Source organism: Kribbella sp. NPDC051137, from assembly GCF_040682535.1.
GTDB lineage: Bacteria > Actinomycetota > Actinomycetes > Propionibacteriales > Kribbellaceae > Kribbella > Kribbella karoonensis.
The window spans coordinates 51,133-70,672 of record NZ_JBFBBI010000003.1; the positions used below are offsets into that span (position 1 = coordinate 51,133).

At 70.3% G+C, this 19,540-nt stretch carries 14 protein-coding genes; 7 read left to right on the top strand and 7 right to left on the bottom strand.

Going from position 1 to position 19,540, the window contains the following annotated elements; translation table 11 throughout:
• Positions 1–32: 32 nt before the first annotated feature.
• Complete coding sequence (locus AB0M51_RS15175; RefSeq protein WP_344188887.1) at positions 33–3,905, bottom strand: S8 family serine peptidase; 3,873 nt, start codon at positions 3,903–3,905, stop codon at positions 33–35.
• A gap of 114 nt (positions 3,906–4,019) precedes the next feature.
• Here AB0M51_RS15175 and AB0M51_RS15180 point away from each other — a divergent pair, with 114 nt between their 5' ends.
• From AB0M51_RS15180 to AB0M51_RS15195, 4 genes are all read left to right on the top strand, one after another.
• The gene (locus AB0M51_RS15180; RefSeq protein WP_344188886.1) at positions 4,020–4,967 is read left to right on the top strand and encodes a helix-turn-helix domain-containing protein; all 948 of its coding nucleotides are present in this window, start codon (positions 4,020–4,022) and stop codon (positions 4,965–4,967) included.
• 99 nt (positions 4,968–5,066) lie between these two features.
• Positions 5,067–6,827 carry an ABC transporter ATP-binding protein gene (locus AB0M51_RS15185; protein WP_344188885.1) on the top strand — a complete coding sequence of 587 codons (1,761 nt, stop codon included), beginning with the start codon at positions 5,067–5,069 and terminating at the stop codon, positions 6,825–6,827.
• On the top strand, positions 6,824–8,602 hold the full coding sequence (locus AB0M51_RS15190) for an ABC transporter ATP-binding protein (protein WP_344188884.1): 1,779 nt from the start codon (positions 6,824–6,826) through the stop codon (positions 8,600–8,602). The genes AB0M51_RS15185 and AB0M51_RS15190 overlap by 4 nt, the downstream gene beginning before the upstream one ends.
• 59 nt (positions 8,603–8,661) lie before the next feature.
• Positions 8,662–10,440, top strand: a complete 1,779-nt coding sequence (locus tag AB0M51_RS15195) for an alpha/beta fold hydrolase (RefSeq protein WP_344188883.1) — start codon at positions 8,662–8,664, stop codon at positions 10,438–10,440.
• Here AB0M51_RS15195 and AB0M51_RS15200 read toward each other — a convergent pair.
• The 3 genes from AB0M51_RS15200 to AB0M51_RS15210 form a co-directional block, all read right to left on the bottom strand.
• On the bottom strand, positions 10,412–11,317 hold the full coding sequence (locus tag AB0M51_RS15200) for an LD-carboxypeptidase (RefSeq protein WP_344188882.1): 906 nt from the start codon (positions 11,315–11,317) through the stop codon (positions 10,412–10,414). The two genes, AB0M51_RS15195 and AB0M51_RS15200, sit on opposite strands and share 29 nt — an antisense overlap.
• A 10-nt stretch (positions 11,318–11,327) precedes the next feature.
• Positions 11,328–14,657, bottom strand: coding sequence for a phosphodiester glycosidase family protein (locus tag AB0M51_RS15205; RefSeq protein ID WP_344188881.1), 3,330 nt, complete (start codon positions 14,655–14,657; stop codon positions 11,328–11,330).
• Positions 14,658–14,808: 151 nt separating this feature from the next.
• The gene (locus tag AB0M51_RS15210; protein WP_344188880.1) at positions 14,809–15,132 is read right to left on the bottom strand and encodes a rhodanese-like domain-containing protein; all 324 of its coding nucleotides are present in this window, start codon (positions 15,130–15,132) and stop codon (positions 14,809–14,811) included.
• Between the two features lie 131 nt (positions 15,133–15,263).
• On the opposite strand from AB0M51_RS15210, the gene AB0M51_RS15215 reads away from it, so the two are divergent.
• Positions 15,264–16,097: an NEW3 domain-containing protein gene (locus AB0M51_RS15215; protein WP_344188879.1), complete on the top strand. Its 834-nt coding sequence runs from the start codon at positions 15,264–15,266 to the stop codon at positions 16,095–16,097.
• Between the two features lie 72 nt (positions 16,098–16,169).
• Entirely contained in the window at positions 16,170–17,126 is a 957-nt protein-coding gene (locus tag AB0M51_RS15220) for a hypothetical protein (protein ID WP_344188878.1), read from the top strand.
• On the opposite strand, the gene AB0M51_RS15225 is transcribed toward AB0M51_RS15220, so the two are convergent.
• The gene (locus tag AB0M51_RS15225) at positions 17,119–17,559 is read right to left on the bottom strand and encodes a DUF2871 domain-containing protein (protein ID WP_344188877.1); all 441 of its coding nucleotides are present in this window, start codon (positions 17,557–17,559) and stop codon (positions 17,119–17,121) included. The two genes, AB0M51_RS15220 and AB0M51_RS15225, sit on opposite strands and share 8 nt — an antisense overlap.
• 10 nt (positions 17,560–17,569) lie before the next feature.
• On the bottom strand, positions 17,570–18,427 hold the full coding sequence (locus AB0M51_RS15230) for a DNA-formamidopyrimidine glycosylase family protein (RefSeq protein ID WP_344188876.1): 858 nt from the start codon (positions 18,425–18,427) through the stop codon (positions 17,570–17,572).
• A 102-nt stretch (positions 18,428–18,529) separates the two neighbouring features.
• Here AB0M51_RS15230 and AB0M51_RS15235 point away from each other — a divergent pair, with 102 nt between their 5' ends.
• Positions 18,530–18,670: a hypothetical protein gene (locus tag AB0M51_RS15235; RefSeq protein ID WP_344188875.1), complete on the top strand. Its 141-nt coding sequence runs from the start codon at positions 18,530–18,532 to the stop codon at positions 18,668–18,670.
• Here AB0M51_RS15235 and AB0M51_RS15240 read toward each other — a convergent pair.
• On the bottom strand, positions 18,627–19,484 hold the full coding sequence (locus AB0M51_RS15240; RefSeq protein ID WP_344188874.1) for a class I SAM-dependent methyltransferase: 858 nt from the start codon (positions 19,482–19,484) through the stop codon (positions 18,627–18,629). The two genes, AB0M51_RS15235 and AB0M51_RS15240, sit on opposite strands and share 44 nt — an antisense overlap.
• Positions 19,485–19,540 lie beyond the last annotated feature (56 nt).

A 19,540-nucleotide genomic window follows, 5' to 3' on the forward strand; every position in this document is an offset into this window, starting at 1 on the left:
ACAACTTGACCGGCCACGGGCGGCGGATCGTCTCAGCGGACGCCGACCATCGAGTCGATCGTCTGCCTGACGGTGTTGCCGTTCCCGTCGGTCGCCTCGACGTGCACCGACACGGTCGCCGTACCGCGGGGCGGCACGAGCAGCGCCTGGTACGCCTTCCGCAGGTTGGCGCCCAGGACCGGCTGCCAGGTCTTGCCGCCGTCGTAGCTGGCGGTGACCTTGACCGACGTGAACACCGGCGGGCTGCCCGCGGCGGCAGTGCGCTCGTAGTACGGCGTGATCTTCAGCGGCACCACCCCGTGGCGCACGGTGTTGTCGGCGTCGGTGGGGGTGGAGTACCTGAGGTACAGCAACTGCTGCGGCGCACAGGTCACCGCGGCGGCGGGCTCGACGTACCCCTGGAGGCAGGTCGTGTTGCCCATGTTCGACGTACCGGAGTGTGCCGACCCGAAGGTCCACTCGGTGTGCTGCTTCGCGCTGTACTTGTACAGGTTGAAGGCCTTCTGCGGACCGGTGTTCAGGTCCGAGTCGAGCACGAGCCGGTAGCGGCCCGGCTCGGGCGGCAGCGTGAAGGACGGGAAAGCCCCGACGTACGTCGACCCCGGGATCTCCTGCCCGTCGCGGTACAGCTTGGCCTGTGCGCCGTTGACCAGCAGCACAGCGTTCACCAGCGGGTCCGGGTTCGCGTACTCCGGTACGACGACGAGCCGGTCGCCGTCACGGCACGCGAAGCAGAAGCCCATGTGACCCAGGTTCGTCGCGGCCGGCGGTACGTCGGACGGCCCGATCCCGCGCGGCGCGGCCAGCCACCGCTCGTCCGGGTTCCGGCCCTGGTGCAACGTCGCGCGCCGGTCCTCCAGGGTCTGCTGGTGGGTGTCCATTCCCGCGGCGCGGACCCACTGCACCTTCGGCCCGACCGGCCCGTACAGCTCCTCGCGCGTCTGCGGGTAGGCGTCGAGGTGGTTCGGCCAGGTGAAGAAGGTGTGCGCCTCGTCGGCCGCGTCGAACCGGCTGCCGACGACCTCCTGACCGCCGCCGTAGGACGTCGGCTGCCACTCCGGCGTGTAGCTGGTCCTGACCCGGGCCAGGTCGCGGTCGTGCACCCGGAACGTCGCCGAGTCCGGGAACCGCCCGGACGACAGCTGCGACACGTGGTACACGAGCGGCGAGTTCGGCGTACCGGTCAACGACACCGTCACCGGCCCCCGGGCCAGCGCGTCCCGTAACTGCGCGCCCTCGGTCGCATCGATGCCCGCGACCGGCAGCACGACCGGAGACTCCCACGACATCGGCACCGGATACGGCTCACAGCTCCCGGACTCCTTCAGTACGCCGATCGCACCGGCCGCCTTCAACGCCGCCAGGTCGTCGTCGTGCAGCACGCACTCCCACCCGCCGTGACCCCAGGTGAACGACATCAGCACGAGCTTGCCGCGAACCTTGGCCAGCTCGTCCGGCTCCAGCGACCAGCCGACGTCGATCAGCGGCAGCTTCCGGTAGCGTCCGTCGAAGCGCACCGCGGGAGGTTGGGCGTCCCAATAGTTGGGGTCCATCCTGAGCCCGCGGCCGTTGGCCGAGTCCACCGCCAGCTGGACGGGCGGCACCGCCCGGGTCGCGCTGAACTTGAGCGAGAACGCCCCGACCGTGACCTTCTTGGTCGGCGCGAAGTAGAAGTCGCCGTCGCGGTACTTCGTGAACGGCAACGTGACGGTGAGCCGATCGGTCCCGTCGGCGGTCGTACGGTAGACGACGACGCCACCGCCGATGCTCTGCGTGTGCGTGTCCGTGGCGAGCCGGTACGGCACCGCGTCCTTGTCGTCGAACGTCAGCGACACGGGCCCCTGCACGGACAGCTCGGGCTCGGCGAACATCACGTTCTCCAGCCGCCGGTTCGGCAGCTCGCGGTCGTGCGTCACGAAGATCGCCCAGCGCCCGGGCTCCAGGTCGAGCGTGAACGAGCCGCTCATCCGATCCGGTGCGATCATCGCGTTCCGCTGCACGACGAGCTTGGCGGTGTGATCGTCGAGGTTGATCGCGCTGATCAGCCCGCCGAACATCACCGGCGCGCTGAAGTTCACATGTACCTTCACCTGGTGGCCCAGGCGGGCCCTGTTCAGCGCCACCGCCGTCCGGATCTGTACTCTGTCCGCGGTCGCCACCACCGCACCGGACGAGTACCCGGCGGGCAACTGACTCGCGTGGACGGTCACGTCGACGCTCGCGGTCGAGTGCGCCGGTACGACGACCTGCCCGGGGACACTGGCCGAGGACAGCGAGCTACCGAGGTTCAACGTGACGTCGGAGTCGCCGTCGTTGCGGTAGCTGATCGGCCGTACGACGTCGCCCTGCTCGGTGTCGGCGATCCGGCCGAAGTCGACGCCATCCGTCACGCCGTACACCTGCTGCGCCACGGCCCGGGCGACGTCCACCCGGCCGGCGCCCTGCTCGAACACGGAGTACCCGTCGTCCTTGCTACTGCTCATCAGCGCGGCCTTGAGCTGGGCGGCCTGCCAGTCAGGGTGCTCCTGCGCGAGGATCGCCGCGGCTCCGGCGACGTGCGGTGTGGCCATCGACGTACCGGACAGTGAGGTGTAGTTCGCGTCGACCGGGTCGCCGAGGCTGGTGCCGGCGGCGCGGGCGGCGACGATCGCCGAGCCGGGTCCGGCGATGTCGGGCTTGCTGACCCGGTCCGGGTACGGCAGCGGTCCGCGGCTGGAGTAGTACGCGAGCTTGTCGCCCTTGTCGACCGACGCCACCGTCAGCGCGGACGCGGCGACGCCGGGCGTGCTCACGGTCGACGTACTGCCGTTGTTGCCGGCCGCGACCACGAACAGCGCGCCGGTGGCGGCGGTGATCCGGTCGACCGCGAGGGCGCCGACGTCGTCCGCCTCGTCGACGGTCGGCTCACCGCCGAGGCTCATGTTGATCACCTTGGCGCCCTGCGCCGCGGCCCATTCCATCCCGGCGATGATGTCGGAGTCCTGCCCGAGGCCCTTGTTGCTCAGCACCTTGCCGATCACCAGCTGGACGCCCGGTGCCACCCCCTTGTACCTGCCACCGGAGGCCGCGCCGGAGCCGGTGATGATCGAGGCGACATGCGTACCGTGGCCGTAGCCGTCCGAGGTGTCCGGATCGGTGGTGAAGTTCTTCGACTCGACGACCTTGCCCTGCAGGTCCGGGTGGTTCGCGTCCAGGCCGGTGTCCAGGATCGCGACCTTGACGCCCTTCCCGTCGTACCCCGCGGCCCACGCCTGCGGCGCGCCGATCATCGGCACGCTCTGGTCCAGCGTGGCGTGCACCTTCCGGTCGAGCCAGACGTGCGCCACGCTGCGAGCGAAGGCCCGCCGCCCGGTCTGCGCGATCGACCCCCAGAACGCACTCGCCTGGCTCTTCGGTATGTCGGCAGCGGTCGCATGCACGCTGTCGAGCTGCACCGTGGGCTTCAGACCCGGTACTGCGTCCGCCTGGCTGCGAAGCTTCGCAGCTGGTACGGCCGTGGACAGCTGGGTGATGACGGGCAGCTGCGAGGTCGCGTCGTCGGCGTACCCGTTGGCGACCAGGTAGTTGATGTCGAACAGGCTGCGGTCGAGCACACCCGCCGAGAGGTAGGGCAGGGCGTCGTCCGGGACGACCAGGCGCTGCTGGCTGGTCTCCACCATCTGCAGGTGTGGTGTGTAGCCGTTGGGGCGGGCGACCGGCTGCATCTCGACCTGTGAACTGCCGTCCGCGTCAGGGGTCAGCGTGACCTTGTCGCCGGTGACCAGGGTGACGGTCGTCGGCTTGATGACGTGCGGCAGCTTCGGAGCCACCTGTGGTGGAGGTGCGGCGGCCGTGGGGTTCGGGGCAGACAGGACGGTGACCAGCAGCGCCGTACCGAGAACGGCGGCCAGGGCTGAGCGTGACATGGGCGGCTCCTGCGATATCGATTTCCCAGGAGCATCAGATGGCGCGTGAGCGGTGTAAAGCAGTCTCCGCGACCTGTCTAGGCCAATGACTGAGATCGGTCATACGCTGAGCCGGTGCTGGAGCGCCTGGGGATCGACGCGGAGCAGGAACGGGCGTACGAGCACGTGCTGACGCACCCGGGGCGTACGGCCGCGGAGCTCGCTCAGGACATCGCCGGCGCCGACCTGGGCGCACTGGTCGCCGACGGGCTGTTGAGGGTGGACGGCGGCCGGTACAGCGCCGTACCGCCGGCTCTTGCGTTGCAGGGCCTGATCGACGACCGGCAGCTCGAGCTGGATCGGGCCGCGGCCCGGGTGCGGGAGCTGGAGCGGCTGCACAGCACTACGCCGTACGGCGCCCGGCCGGCACCCGTCGAGTTGGTGGCCGGGTCTCAGGCGCACGACTACCTGCTCGCGATCCATCGGGCGACCCGTTCCGAAGTACGGGCATTTGAGACGCCGCCTTATGTGAAACCGATCTCAGTCGAGGACGCACAGCCGGTGGCCGCGGCGATACAGCACGGGGTCGCACACCGGATCGTGTACAGCCGGGCGGCGGTGGACGAGCAGGGACTGGACACGCTGCTGGTGACCCTGTCGGTCGGCGAGCAGGCCCGGGTGACCGGGGACGTACCGATGCGGCTGGCGATCTATGACGACCGGATCGCGACGTTGCCGGCGGTCACCGGTACACGTACCGACGAGGGGCTCCTGGTGGTCCGGCCGAGTGCTCTCCTGGACGCCCTGATCGCTTTGTTCGAACGGGTCTGGGCCTCGGCGCTACCGCTCACGCTGACCGCCGGGGAGACCGCCGGGACGGCCGACGCCGAGGACCGGGTCCTGGTCGCGCTGCTGTCGGCGGGGATGACCGACCAGGCGATCGCGCGGCAGCTCGGGATCAGTCTGCGAACCGTCGGCCGGCGGATCCAGCGGGTCCAGAACAGCCTGCACGCGGAGACGAGGTTCCAGGCCGGCGTGGCGGTCGGGCTGGCCCGATCCGGCACCGATCCGGACCCGGGATGAAAAGAGTTTGACGGGCTGTCGGCGGCGGCACCTAGGCTTGATCCATTCGCCTGGTCAGGCCTCTCTTTTCAACCCTTCTATGCCTCATTGCGAGACGTCATGTCGTTGCGCCTCATTCCGTTCGCCGATCCGGGTGTGCCCGATACCCGGTCCGGCCTCCGACTCATCATCTGGCTGGAGCATCAGCAGCTCCGCGGGCAGTTGCTCGCCGTGTTCTGGGGGCTGGTGTACTTCGGCGGGATCGCCGCCGCGCCGGTCGCGGTCGGGCTCGCCGTACAGGCGGCCATCGACCTGTCCTGGCCCAAGCTGATCCTGTCCGGCGGGCTGCTGCTCGCCTTCGGTGCGGCCAAGGCCGGCGCCGACTCCTTCTTCCACCGGGCCGTCGTGACCAACTGGATCAGTACGGCGTCCCGCCTGCAGCAGCTGCTGTTCCGCAAGGCCGCGGAGCTCGGCTCGCTGCTCACCCGGCGGATCGCCGCCGGCGAGGTCGTGCAGGTGAGCAGCGGCGACGTCGAGAAGATCGGCTGGTTCGTCGAGGTGCTCGGCCGGTTCGTGGCCGCACTGCTGACCTGCTTCGCGGTCGTCATCGGTCTGCTGCTGTACGAACCCCGGCTCGGGCTGGTGGTCGCCGTCGCCGTCCCGGTGCTGGCGTTCTCGATCGTCCCGCTGATGGGTCCCGCGGAGCGCCGTGCGGACGAGCAGCGGGCCAAGGGCGGCCGGGCCACCGAGCTCGCCGCCGACACTGTCGCCGGGCTGCGCGTGCTGCGCGGCATCGGCGGTGAGCAGCTGTTCCTGGAGCGGTACCGCGCCGCCTCGCAGGAGTACCGGACGAGCGCGGTGCGCAGCGCCCGGATGTGGTCGCTGATCGCCGCGCTGCAGGTGCTGTTCTTCGGGCTGTTCCTGGTCGTCGTGGTGTGGATGGGCGTCCGGCTGGTGACGTCCGGCCACATCTCGGTCGGCGAGCTGGTCACGACGTACGGCTTCATCACGTTCATGCTGGTGCCGCTGCACACGTTCGAGGAGACCGCGAGCGCGTTCATCTTCTCGAAGGTGTCGGCCCGCCGGGCGGCGCGGGTGCTGTCGCTGCAGCGGACCGACGAGACGAAGGCCACGGCCGAGGCGCAGCTGCCGGTGGGCGACCTCCTCGACCCGGTGACCGGCCTGCACGTCCCGGCCGGAAGCTTCACCGCGGTCGTCAGCGGCGACCCGGACGCCGGCGGTCTGCTGGCCGACCGGCTGGGCGGTCACAGCCCGACGGCGACCGACGAGGCCTCCGTGCAGCTCGACGGTGTCGCGCTGGACGACCTGCCGCTGGACTCGGCGCGAACGGTCGTGCTCGTGCAGGATAAGGACCCCGTGCTGTTGTCGGGGACGGTCCGCGACCTGTTCGACGTACCGGCCAGTGGTGCGGTCTCCGCGGAGACCGCGCTGGACGCGGCGCAGTGCGAGGACATCCTCGACGTCCTGCGGCAGACGCTGCCGGCGGGTGAGACCGACGCGATGAACGCGGTGCTGACCGAGCGGGGCAGGTCCCTGTCCGGCGGTCAGCGGCAGCGCGTGGCGCTGGCGCGGTCGCTGTACGTCGACCCGCAGGTGCTAGTGCTCGACGAGCCGACCAGTGCGGTCGACGCGCACACCGAGGCCCGGATCGCCGACGGCCTGCAGTTGCTGCGCCACGGCCGGACCACGGTGGTGTTCACGTCGAGCCCGCTGATGCTGGACCGCGCGGAGCGGGTGGTGTTCGTGCCGGACGGCCGGGTGGCCGCGGTCGGTACGCACCACGAGCTGCTGCAGAGCAATGTGCAGTACCGCGCGGTCGTCACCCGTGAAGAAGAAGCGACGTTCGAGGAGTCCGTGTGAAGCGCCCTGACTACGACCCGGCAGCCCCGCAAGAGGTAGTGCGGCTCCCGGTGGCGCAGGGCACGACGGTCCGCGCGTACATCAAGACGCTGTTCCGCAGGCACCGTCGGCAGTTCCTGTGGCTGACCGTGGTAAACGCGGTGGCGGCGCTGAGCGGCATGGTCGGTCCGTGGCTGCTCGGCAACGTGGTGCAGAAGCTGTCCGAGGGCCGCACCGACGTCAAGCTGCCGTCCGTCGTGATCGGGTTCGTGATCGCGCTCGCGGTCCAGACCGTGTTCACCCGGCTGACCCGGCTGCGCGGTGCGGTGCTCGGTGAGGAGATGCTCGCGGACCTCCGCGAGGACTTCCTGGTCCGCGCGGTCGGCCTGCCGCCAGGCGTGCTGGAGCGGGCCGGTACGGGTGACCTCCTGTCCCGGATCACCACCGACATCGACCGGCTGTCGCACGCGATGCGGGACGCCGTACCGCAGCTGACGATCGCGATCATCTGGGCGGCGCTGCTGATCGGGGCGTTGATCGTGACCGCGCCGGCGCTGGCGGTAGCTGTGGTGATCGCGGCGCCGATCCTGGTCGTCGGCGGCCGGTGGTACTTCCGCCGCGCGCCCTCGGCGTACCGGTCGGAGGCGGCCGGGTACGCCGCGGTCGCCTCGGCGCTGGCTGAGACGGTCGACGCGGGCCGCACCGTCGAGTCGCACCGGCTCGGGCACCGTCGCATCCAGTTCGGCGACACCCGGATCGGCCAGTGGGTCGCCTGGGAGCGGTACACGCTCTATCTGCGGATGATCCTGTTCCCGATCATCAACATCACCCACACGGTCGCGCTGGCCGCGGTGCTGGTCATCGGTGGCGGGTTCGCGATCCAGGGCTGGCTGACGGTCGGTGCACTCACCACCGGTGCGCTCTACATCCAGCAGCTCGTCGAGCCGGTCAACATGATGATCCGCTGGTACGACGAGTTGCAGGTCGCGCAGGTCTCGCTGGCGCGGCTGGTCGGCGTCCGGGAGGTCGAGACGGACGACCCGACCGGCGAGGACGAGCCGGACGGGCGGACCGTGCTCGCCGACGACGTACGGTTCGGGTACCTGGAGGGTCGCGACGTGCTGCACGGTGTAACGCTGACCGTCCAGCCGGGTGCCCGGGTCGCACTGGTCGGGCCGTCCGGTGCGGGCAAGTCGACGCTCGGCCGGTTGCTGGCCGGCATCTACTCGCCGCGCGTCGGTGACATCACCTTGGGCGGTGCGGCGCTGGACCGGATGTCGGCGGAGCAGGTTCGCAGTCACGTTGCCCTGGTCAACCAGGAGCACCACGTGTTCGTGGGCAGCGTGCGGGACAACCTGCGGCTGGCACGGCAGGACGCGTCGGACGCGGACCTGTGGGCGGCGCTGCGGTCGGTGGACGCCGACGGTTGGGTTGCCGGGTTCGACGACGGTTTGGACACCGAGGTCGGGTCCGGCGGGGTCTCGCTGACGCCGGCACAGGCGCAGCAGGTCGCACTCGCCCGGCTGGTGCTGGCTGACCCGCACACGCTGGTCCTGGACGAAGCGACCTCGTTGATGGACCCGCGCGCGGCCCGTCACCTCGAGCGGTCGCTGGCGACCGTTCTGGAGGGCCGGACCGTGGTCGCGATCGCGCACCGACTCCACACCGCCCACGACGCCGACGTGATCGCGGTCGTCGAGGACGGCAAGATCGTCGAACTGGGCGCCCACGACGAGCTCGTGGACGCCCAGGGCGCCTACGCCGCACTCTGGCACTCCTGGCACGGCGACCGCTGACAAGGAGACGAGAGGGCGGCCGGCGCCGGACGCCCTCTCCGTCGTGTGAGGATGGCCGAGTGCTGCTGACCACGTTGTTCTCGCTGCCCACCACGCTGGCTCTCGACATCGACGACTCGGGCCGGATGCTGGTGCTGTACGACGGCACCGGCACGCGTCAGGTCAACGAGGTCGCCCCGGACGGGACCTGGCGTGCACTGACCGACCTGGGCGACACCTGCCGCGGCGCCCGGTTCGTCCCGGGCAGCAGCCAGGTCGTCGTCGAGCACGACACCGGCGGCGACGAGCGCGGTCAGCTCTCACTGCTCGACCTCGCCGAGGACGGTCTCCCGACGCTGACGCCACTGGTCCACGACGCGGAGTACATCCACCATCTCGTCGCGGCCCGCGCCGGCCGGATCCTCTACACCACGAACCGCCGCAACGGCGTCGACTTCGACCTGATCGCCCGCGACCTGGCCCGCGGCACCGAGACCGTGCTGTACGACGCGGGCGGCTGGGTGATGGGGGTGGACCCGTCCCCGGACGACAAGTGGGTCGTCCTCTCGAAGGCCAGCAGCCCCGCGAACTCGATTCAGCTGCTGCTGGTCGACACGTCGAGCCGATCGATCACCGAGCTGACGCCCGCGGACGCGCACAACGACCAGGGCCCGGTCGCCTGGCTGCCCGACTCGTCCGCGTTCCTGGTGTCCACCGACGCCGACCGCGACCGCAGGGCTGTCCGCCGGTACGACGTGGCCGACGCGGCGTGGAACGACGTACTGGTGGACGACGCGCGGGACCTCGCCGCCTGGCCGTCGCCGGACGGCGTGCACCAGCTGGTCGGCGTACTCGAGGACGGCGAGGTGGCGCTGGCGCTGCACCGGCTGGAGGACGGCGAGCTGATCGCGCCGGTCGGCCTGCCCGCGGGCGGCTGTGCGGCGCTGACGATGATGACGCCGGACCCGATCTGGTCGGCGGACGGCTCGTTCGCGGCGATCACCTACAACTCGCCGGTCACCCCGCCGACGGTGTACCGGTACGTCCCGAACGGCGAGCTGACGGCGATCGACACGGTCGACGTCCCTGTCGAGCTGCAGCATCCGGAGAGCCTGCGGGTGCCGTCGTTCGACGGCGAGCAGGTCCCGGTCTTCGTGTTCCGGCCGACCGCTCCGGACCTCGGCTCCACGGTGGTCCACGTGCACGGCGGGCCCGAGGGCGCCGCGATGCGGATCTGGAGCCCGATCATCTCGTCGCTGGCCGGGGAGGGGCACACGGTCGTCGTACCGAACGTCCGCGGCTCGGCCGGCTACGGCAAGCGCTGGTACTCGCTGGACGACCGCGAGCTGCGGCTGGACTCGGTGAAGGACCTGGCCGCGATCAACGCGTGGCTGCCGACGATCGACGCCGACCCGCAGCGGGCCGCGCTCTGGGGCGGCTCGTACGGCGGGTACATGGTGCTGGCCGGGCTCGCGTTCCAGCCGGACCTGTGGGCGGCCGGCGTGGACATCGTCGGAATCGCCTCGCTGGTGACGTTCCTGGAGAACACCTCGGACTACCGCCGGGCGATGCGGGAGCGCGAGTACGGGTACCTGGCCACTGACCGGGAGTTCCTGGAGTTCGCGAGCCCACTCAGCCGGGTCGACGACATCCGGGCGCCGCTGTTCGTCATCCACGGCGCGAACGACCCGCGCGTGCCGTTGTCCGAGGCCGAGCAGATCACCGAGGCGTTGACGCGGCGCGGCGTACCGTGCGAGCTCCTGGTCTACCCGGACGAGGGCCACGGCCTGGCGAAGCTCACGAACCGCCTGGACGCCTACCCGCAGGCGTTCACGTTCCTGCGAGACCACCTGGCGTAAGGGTCCCGGCCGTTGCATCGAGCCGTACCGGAAGCCCCAGCGGTACGGCGAGGTTCAACGGCTCGTGCCCGATCGCCGCGCCTTCCACCATCGGGACGCCGAGCGGCTCGAGCCGCTCCCGGATGGTGTCGTCGAGGCCTTCCCCGCCGTCGCTGAAGTCACCGATCACCAGCCCCGTCACCTGGTCGAACCACCCGGCGCGCAGGAGCTGCGTGAGCAGCCGGTCCGCCTGGTACGCCTCCTCGTTGACCTCCTCGAGTACGACGACCCCGGCCGGCGGCGCGTACGTCGGCGTACCGACGCTGGACGCCAGCATCGCCAGATTCCCGCCGCGCAGCAGGCCCTCCGCCACGCCGTCGACGACAGTGCGAGCACCACGCAGGAGGTCCGTGACCGTCTCCGGCTCGAACAGCAACGCCCGCAACCGCTCACGTCCCGTGTCGTCCGCCAACTGCTCCACCGCAGCAGCCATCGGCCCGTGCATCGTCACGAGCCCCCGGGCGTTCAACGGCTCGTGCAACGCGGTGATGTCGCTGAACCCGACGAACCACTTCGGTACGGCGACCAGCTCGTCGAAGTCGACGTACTCCAGCATCCGCTGCACGCCGTACCCACCCCGCGCGCACAGCACCGCGGCGTACCGCGCGTCCAGCCACGCGTTCCGCAGGTCCTCGGCCCGGGCCTTGTCGTCGGCGGCCAGGTACTTGAACCGCTCGTGCCCGGCCAGCACCGACGGCATCACATCGACGTCGAGCCCCCAGGACCGGATGTACTCCACGCCGGCCGCAAGCCGCCCGCCGTCCACGCGCCCCGACGGCGCCACCACAGCAACCCGGTCACCTTCCCGCAGCCGCTGCGGCAGCACCACGTCGTTCACTCCGCTGACGCTACCAACCGACCTGGATGGTCGTGCTCTTGGAGACGCCGTTGACGGTCACGCCCAGCTCAGCGGTGCCCGGACGCAGGGCGCTCAGCTGCCCGGTGGCGGGGTCGTACGCCGCGACCGCCCAGAACGGCGCGCTCTTCGCGGCACCGATGTACATCGTCTGCGAGCCCCACCAGTCCGCCGAGACCGGGAACGAGACCGGGACCCGGCGATCTTCCTGGATGACGGTCGCGGCCGCCGTGGCGGTCTGGTTGCGGCGCATCGTGGCCGGGGCGGTCAGCTCGAGGGCGTCGACGTGCGGGCGCATCTCGACCTGGAACCACGGCCTGCTCGACGGGCTCGCCGAGGTGGCGATACCGACGAGTGCCCAGCCGGTGAAGCCGCCGGCGTCCGGCGCGGCCGCCGGGCTCTTGCCCGAGTTCCCGGTCAGCGGGAGCAGTACGCCGTCGGTGCGGGTCGCGGCGAACGTCCCCGCGTGCCCGGCCATGTACGCGGCCCCCTTGCCGGTCGACTTGCGGAAGTCGGCGAGCCACTTCACGATCATCGCGGCTTCCTTGCGATCTCCGAGCTGCGAGTTCTGCGTCGGCGACGGGTCGTCGATCGGGTGGTGCGCGAACACCACGACGTTCTGGATCGACTTGTCCCGCGCCGCCTCGTCCAGCTGCTTGCGCAGGTCCGCGATCTGGTCGAACCCGCCGGCCCGGAGCGAGCCGAGCGACGAGTCCCGCAGGACGAACCGGGTGCCCTTGTGGTCGAACGTGCTGGTCGGGTTGCCGAAGACCTTCTTCCACTCGGACAGGTCGCCCGGGCCGTACGTCTCGTGGTTGCCCGGCACGTAGTGCACCGGCACCTTGCCGGCCACCTCCTCGTCGATGACCTGCTTGGCCAGCGCGATGTCCGGGCCGAACGCGCGGTCGACGAAGTCGCCGTTGATCACCAGGAAGTCCGGGTTCTGCGCCAGCGCCTCGCGGATCGTCCGCCGGGCCTGCTTCACGTAGTCCGAGTTCGGGTCGTCGGCGGTGAACTGCGCGTCCGACATCACCGCGAACCGCCACCGGCCGCTCGTGGTCACGGTCCCGTCGGTGACCACCATCGGGTCGATCACCTTCGGCGGCGGGGCCATCGTCACCGGCGGCGCGCTGCGGACGGTCAGGTCGTCGATCACGATCCGGCCCGAGTACTGCCGGGTCGGCGAGGTCTCCACGACGTAGATCCGCCAGAACCGCAGCGGGTAGGTCAGCCCCGGCGGGATGTCCGCCTCGACGTACTTCCAGCCGGTCCAGTCGACGGCGGCGGCCAGGTTGAGCGTCTGCGCCGTACCGCCCGCGGCGTCGTACGCGTTCGCGCGCAGCCAGGCACCCTTGCCGTCTCCGTACACCCAGGCGCCGAGCTTCTGCGGCTGGCCGGGCAGCGTCTGCTGCGGGGTCTGCGAGAGGTACGCCGCCCGCGTGGCCGTGCTGCCGGTCAGCGAGTAGTCGAGGGCGATCGCCTGGCCGCCGTCATGTCCTTCGGCCGCGGACCGGGAAGCGGTGGCTGCGCCGGCCGGGACGGCGTTGGCGGCCCACTTGGTCACGTCGTCGAGGCTGTCGACGACAGTGCTGGTCAGGCCGGCCGTGATGCTGAGCTGCGTGCTCAGGGTGCCGACCGTCGCGGTCACGACGGTGGCCACGGCGTCGTCGCCCAGCGCGCCGACCTCGAAGCCGTTGCCCTTCGCAACTACCTTGATCTTGGTGGCGTCGTAGCTGAGCTTGACGTCGCGCGGCTCGATCCAGGTGGAGAACCCGTCGGCGTCGTACCCGTCGACCTCGAAGAACCCTTTCGCGTTCGAGTCCGCGAGCGACACCTGGCGGGTCGACGGGGCCAGCCGGGCCGGGGTGCCGAGGACAGTCATCGGGAACCTTCCGTTCGCCGTACCGCGGGTGGCGGTGACGATCACGTCGCCTGCGCGCCGGCCGGTCACCACGCCCTGCTGGTCGACACGGACGTTGCTGCCCGCGTACCAGGACGGCGTACCGGAGGCGGGGGCGTACGTCTCGTCGTACCCGGTCGCCTTCAGGACCCGACTGAGGCCGGTGAGGACGCGGGAGCTGCGGGAGATGTCGGTGTCCGGGCCTTCGGAGGAGGTGCCGACCGCCTCGACGCGGAAGCCGTCCAGCCGGCCGCTGCCCTTGACCGGCAGCAGGCCGAGACCGTTGGGGATCAGCCGCTCGTTGCCGTCGGACGGGTCGTTGACGACGTCCGGCGCGGCCTTGCCCGGCGTGCGGGCGAGCATCGTCGAGGAGCCGCCGCCGTCCAGGTTGAGCGCGTCGTCAGCACCGAGGCTGATCATCAGCTGGCCCATTTCCTTCAGCGACAGACCGCGCGAACCCGTCGCCCGGCCGTCGACGGTCAGCAGGATCATCCGGCTGCCGTCGGCGTCGAACCCGATCGCGGTCCGCGGCGCCAGGTCGGCGTCCGGTACGTCGGCCGGGACCTTGCCGTCCTTCGCGAGCTGGTAGTTGCCGCTGACCGCGGCCGCGACGTCGGCGGCGTCCGGGCGGAGGCCGTACGCGATGTCGACCTTGTCGCCGACATGCAGCGCGGTCAGCGCGTCGGCACCGGCCTCGCGACCGATCAGCGCCTGCTCGTTCGCCGCCAGCGGGGTGGTGGCCGGAGTGGTGGCGGAAGAGGCGACCACTCCGTCGCGAAGGATCACCTCGCGGACGGTCGGCAGGCCGTCGACGGTCCGGGTCCGGGCCGCGTCGCCCCACTCCGGGGTGTAGAGGCCGATCCCGCCGGAGTTCACGGCCGGCGAGTTCAGGTTGGTCAGCTCGAGCTTGGTCGGCCCATCGGTAGCGGTGCCCTGCAGGAACAGCTGGGCGATCTTGCCGAGCCCGTCCTTGCCGATCACCGCGGTGTCGTTGTGCCCGGCGGCCGGCGCGTTCACCAGCTTGCCGGACTCGACCCCGACGCCGAGCGGCGCGTTCGTGTCGTTGATGTCGAAGAAGTCGCCGTTCACACCCGCGATCGCGCCCCGGCCGGCCAGCTGCCGGCTGAGCGGCTGCGTGCCGGAGATCTTCCCGGTGTTCACCAGGTCGACGGTCACGCCGTGCTTGCTCAGGTCGGTGTCGAGGATGTCGCCGCGCTGCCAGCCCTTCGGGTCCAGCCGCTCGAACGACGTGTAGTTCGCCCCGGGCGCGACCGGGCTGTCGGACCGCGACGTCAGGACGCCGTTCTCGGCGATCGCGGCGTCCGGGATCCCCGCGGGCTGACCGACCGCCGGACTGACCAGCACGCCGGCCAACAGCCCACCCACGCCGATCGCTGTGGTCAAGGGACGGATGAGCGACACAGGAGCCTCCCCACGGTGGACGGACGCGGTCATCCGACGCCGCGCGCGCTACCGCCTTATGAGCCGCAGGTGTACGCCGATCGACCGACCGGTGACAAACTAACCCCTGCGGTCACCGTGCGGAAGGTTTTCTTCTCAGTCCGTCAGTCCGTCAGTCCGTGCTGACCGGGCGACCGGAGATTTCCCAGGCGTGCATGCCGCCGTCCAGGTTGATCGCCTCCCGGCCGACCTGGTTCAGGAACTGGGTGGCCATCCCGGAACGGCCGCCGACCGCGCAGACGCAGAGCACCTTCTGGTCCAGCGGCACCTCGCCGACCCGCTCCTGGAGCTCGCCGAGCGGGATGTGCGTGGCGCCCTCGATGTGGCCGCGGTCCCACTCGTCCGGCTCGCGGACGTCGAGGACGAACGCCTCCGCCAGCAGCGCGTCGTCGAGCTCGCTCACCACGACCGAGGGGATCTCCTGGTTCCGGAACATGCACCCAGCATGTCAGACACCCGGTAGGCGCCGCGTCACGGCCGGTGCCGTACGGCGGTTGCCGGCCTGGACCGGATAAAACGTTGACCCCGGAGGGTGGATCCAGGACCGTAGGCGCAGGGAGGTCGCGGGTGGCGCTGATTCAGGGGATCCCGGGGGAGTTCGCACCGCAACCGTGGGGTGAGGCGATCCTGCGGAGCCGCGAGCTGTTGCTGCTCCGGATCGCCTGCCGTCCCCCGGACCACGAAGTACGGCTGCCGGGACTGGCGACCACGCCGCGGCACGTCGTCGAGGACCACAGCGGGCGGGCGCTGACCTGGCGCCGGGACGGCGACGACCTGGTGGTCCGGCTGCCCGAAGCCGGTGATCCGCCGGTCGTCCGGGTCGCGTTGGCCGGGAAGCTGCGGATCGTCCCGGAGGACACGGTCACCGCGAACGCCGACGGCGTCTGGGACCTGACCCCGGCCGGCCCGACCGCACACCTGGTGGCCCGGCGCGCGGCCGACGTCGCGATCCGGTTCTTCGGCATGATCGAACCGGACAGACCGCACCAGATCCGGCTCGCCGGCCGCCGGTACGGCGTCACCGGTCACCAGCTCACCCGGACGACGATCGGCCCGTTCCCGATGCCGGAGCGCCGCGTCGTACCGCTGGCCGTACCGACCGGTGTACGCCGGATCCTGGTCGCGCCGGTCGGCACGGCGCTGGCGTCGATCCACCCGGGCCGCGGCGAGCTGACGGTGGTCGTGACGAACTTCGGCCGTACGCCGGCCCGCGGCGAGGTGGAGCTTCCGCTGCCGTCGGGCTGGTCGGCGTCCGCGCAGGTGTGGCGGTTCGACGGGCTCGAGCCCGGACAGTCGATCGGCTGGGCCGTACAGGTCACCGGGACCGGCAAGCACGAACTGCGCGCGAGGCTCGACGCGGGGCGCCGCTCGGCATCCTCACCGTACGTCGTCCACCTGTGACCGCTTGCATTCTGAGAGCGCTTCCCCTCTACTGGCAGTGATCGATCTACCGCCCCGATCGAGGAGTCACGCATGCCCACGAAGGTATCCAGAAATTCCGTCCGCCTGCTCGCCGCCGGGATCCTGCTCGTCACCGGCGCCACCGTCACCCCGGCGACCGCCGTACCGGCCGGTGACGCGACCACTGCCGTACGCGCGCCCGCCCTTCCCGCCAAGGCCCCGGCCGGTGCGCTCGACGCGACCGGGTACTGGACCGCGGAGAAGATGCGGAACGCGATCCCTGCCGATCTTCCGACGGGAACCGCAAGTCCTGCAAAACAAGGGACTTCGAGCGGTGTCGCGTCCAGACCGGTGGCGCCGCGGGCCGGGTACAAGCTCGCGAACGACGTCGTACCGAGCACGGCAGGCAAGCTGTTCTTCACCGACAACGGGCTCAACTACGTGTGCTCGGCGTCGACGATCAACAACAGCTACAAGAACCTGATCATCACCGCTGGACACTGCGTGCACAGCGGCCAGGGCGGCGGCTGGCACTCGAACATCGTGTTCGCGCCGGCGTACTACAACGGCCAGTCCGGGTACGGCCTGTGGAACTGGAGCCAGGCGCGGACGTTCAACTCCTGGATCAGCAACAGCGACTTCACCCACGACCAGGCGTTCGTCACGCTGCAGCAGCGCAACGGCGCGAACCTGATCGACGCGGTCGGCGGGAACGGGCTGGTCTGGGGGAACGGCCAGAGCCAGGCCGGCACCCGGATCTGGGGCTGGCCGGCCGAGGCGCCGTACAACGGCGAGGTGCCGTACTACTGCGACGGCACCACGTACGCGTGGGGCACCTCGGACGCGGCGCTGACCTGTTCGATGAACGGCGGCGCGAGCGGCGGGCCGTGGCTGAAGGACCGGATCGACGCGAACCTCGGGTACGTGTTCGCGGTGACCTCACGCCGGACGACGAGCGGTACGCCGACCTTGCTGTCGACGCCGAACACGGCCGACGTGAAGACGATGTTCGACCAGATGACTACTTAGCTTCCTCCAGCTTCCCGGCCTCGGTCTCGGCCTTGGCCGGCAGGCACTTGCCGAGGTTGATGAAGAAGAAGATCAGGCCGAGGGTGATCGTGACGTGCCCCAGCCCGGAGATGCCGTCCAGCGCGGCGCCGGGCTGGTGGCCGAGCACGACCATCGTCCCGCGGAGCAGCATCATGCCGACGGTCAGCGCGAGCCCCGCGTTGTAGACCCAGAAGAACGCGGTGAAAAGCTTGCCGTCCGACAGCGTGAACAGCTTCTCCAGCGCGAGCACGATCAGGAAGAACAGCATGCCCAGCGCGAGAATGTGAGTGTGGACGACGCTCAGCTGGGAGTCGCCGGTGAAGTCCTTGGCCTTGGTGAGTTCGCGGTAGTACAGCCCGCTGATGAGGCCCAGAATCATGTAGACGTGTGCTGCCACGTAGATCTTCCGCATGCGCGGGAACCTACTTCAGGAGCTTCGACAGCCTCCGGTCGGCCAGTGGTTTGCCACCGGTCTGACAGGTCGCGCAGTACTGCAGGGAGGAGTCGGCGAAGCTCACCTCGCGGACGACGTCGCCGCACACCGGACACTTCTGGCCCTTCCGGCCGTGCACCCTCAAGCCCGACTTCTTCTCCGACTTCAGGTCCTGGACGGCGAGCCCGGCGGACCGGTCGACGGCGTCCTGGAGGGTTTCACGCATCGCGTCGTACAGCGTCTTGAGCTCGTCGTCGGACAGGTTCGACGCCGGTTTGAACGGGCTCATCTTCGCGACGTGCAGGATCTCGTCGGAGTAGGCGTTGCCGATGCCGGCGATCACGGACTGGTTCCGCAGGACGCCCTTGAGCTGGACGCGGCCCTCGCGTTTCAGGATCGCGCCGAAGTCGTCGAGCGACAGCGTGAACGGGTCCGGCCCGAGCCGGGCGATCCCCGGGACCTCGGCGGGGTCGCGCACGACGTACACCGCGAGCTTCTTCTGCGTGCCGGCCTCGGTCAGGTCGAACCCGGAGCCGTCGTCCAGCACGGTCCGGAGCGCGATCGGGCCCTTGCCCGGACGGACGAGCCCGGTGTTCTGCTCTTCCTTCCACCGCAGCCAGCCGGCCCGCGCCAGGTGGATCACCAGGTGCACGCCCTGCGCCGAGAAGTCCAGGAACTTCCCGTGCCGCTGCACGTCGTCGATCAGCAGCCCGGCCATCGCCGAGATCGGCGGGTCGTAGGTCTTCAGCGCGCTGATCGCGGTGATGTCCGCCCGCACGAACGCATGCCCCACCGCCCGCTCCCGCAGGAACACGGCCAGCGACTCCACCTCCGGCAACTCAGGCATACCCCTAGTGTGCCCGACGCCAGGGACAGTTCCGGTGGATCACCCATGGAGGGGGGTTGTCACGGCCGGTAGCGTCGGTGGCAACCGAGTAGGGAGGCCCTGATGGGGTTCGTGAAGACGTTGGTGAAGGGCGCCGTGGTCGCCAAGCTGGTCCAGGTCGCCCAGCGCGAACTGAGCAAGCCGGAGAACCAGGCCAAGATCAAGCAGGCTTTCCAGAAGGTGCAGCAGCGGCGGGCGTCGTAGGTTTGTGCGCCTGCAGGGTGTAGGTGGCGGCCAGGCGGTGCGGGTTCTCCGTCAGGCGCCACTCACCGGTCGCGTCCTCGGTCATCAGACCGGGGAGCGCGTTCCAGGGCGCGCTGTCGTGCTCGGCCAGCGAGTCGAACACCAGCCCGGCCCGCTGTACGGCGGTGATCGTCTCGCCGAGCCCGTGACTCCACTCGTGCGTCGCGGTGCTGGTGAACTCGGCGTCGGTCTCGACGTACGTCCCACCCGCGTCGCCCACGCTCGGTTCTTCGGTCTCGAAGTACGGGTAACGCACGTCGAGGTACCGCTCACCCGGCTCCAGGGTCCCCAGCATCGGGTGGCCCTCGCGGACGAACAGTCGCCCGCCCGGCTTCAGCAGCCCGGCGACCACCTCGGCCCAGCGCGCGATGTCCGGAAGCCAGCACAAGGCCCCGATGCCGGTGTAGACGAAGTCGTACGACGCCGCCCCCAGCACCCGCACCGCGTCGTAGACGTCCGCGACGTGCGCATCCAGCGACAGCCCGAGCCGCCCGGCCAGCGACCGCGCGTGCTCGATCGCCGGCGCCGAGAAGTCCAGCGCACTCATCCGCGCCCCGAGCCTCGCCAGTGAAACGGTGTCGGTGCCGATGTGGCACTGCAGGTGCACACCGCGCAGGCCGCTGACGTCACCGAGCCGCGGCAGGTCGAAGCGCACCACGCCACTCAGGTACGCCGGGTCCGTGAGGAACTGCGCCACGTGGTAGTCCGGCGATGCCACGTGCGCCGGGACCCGTTCGTCCCAGTTGGTCCTGTTGACGTCTCGGTAGTCGGCCATAGAGCTAAGTCCACCTTCAAGGAGGATCCAGCGCTACTGCTTTCGGCGGCCGGCGC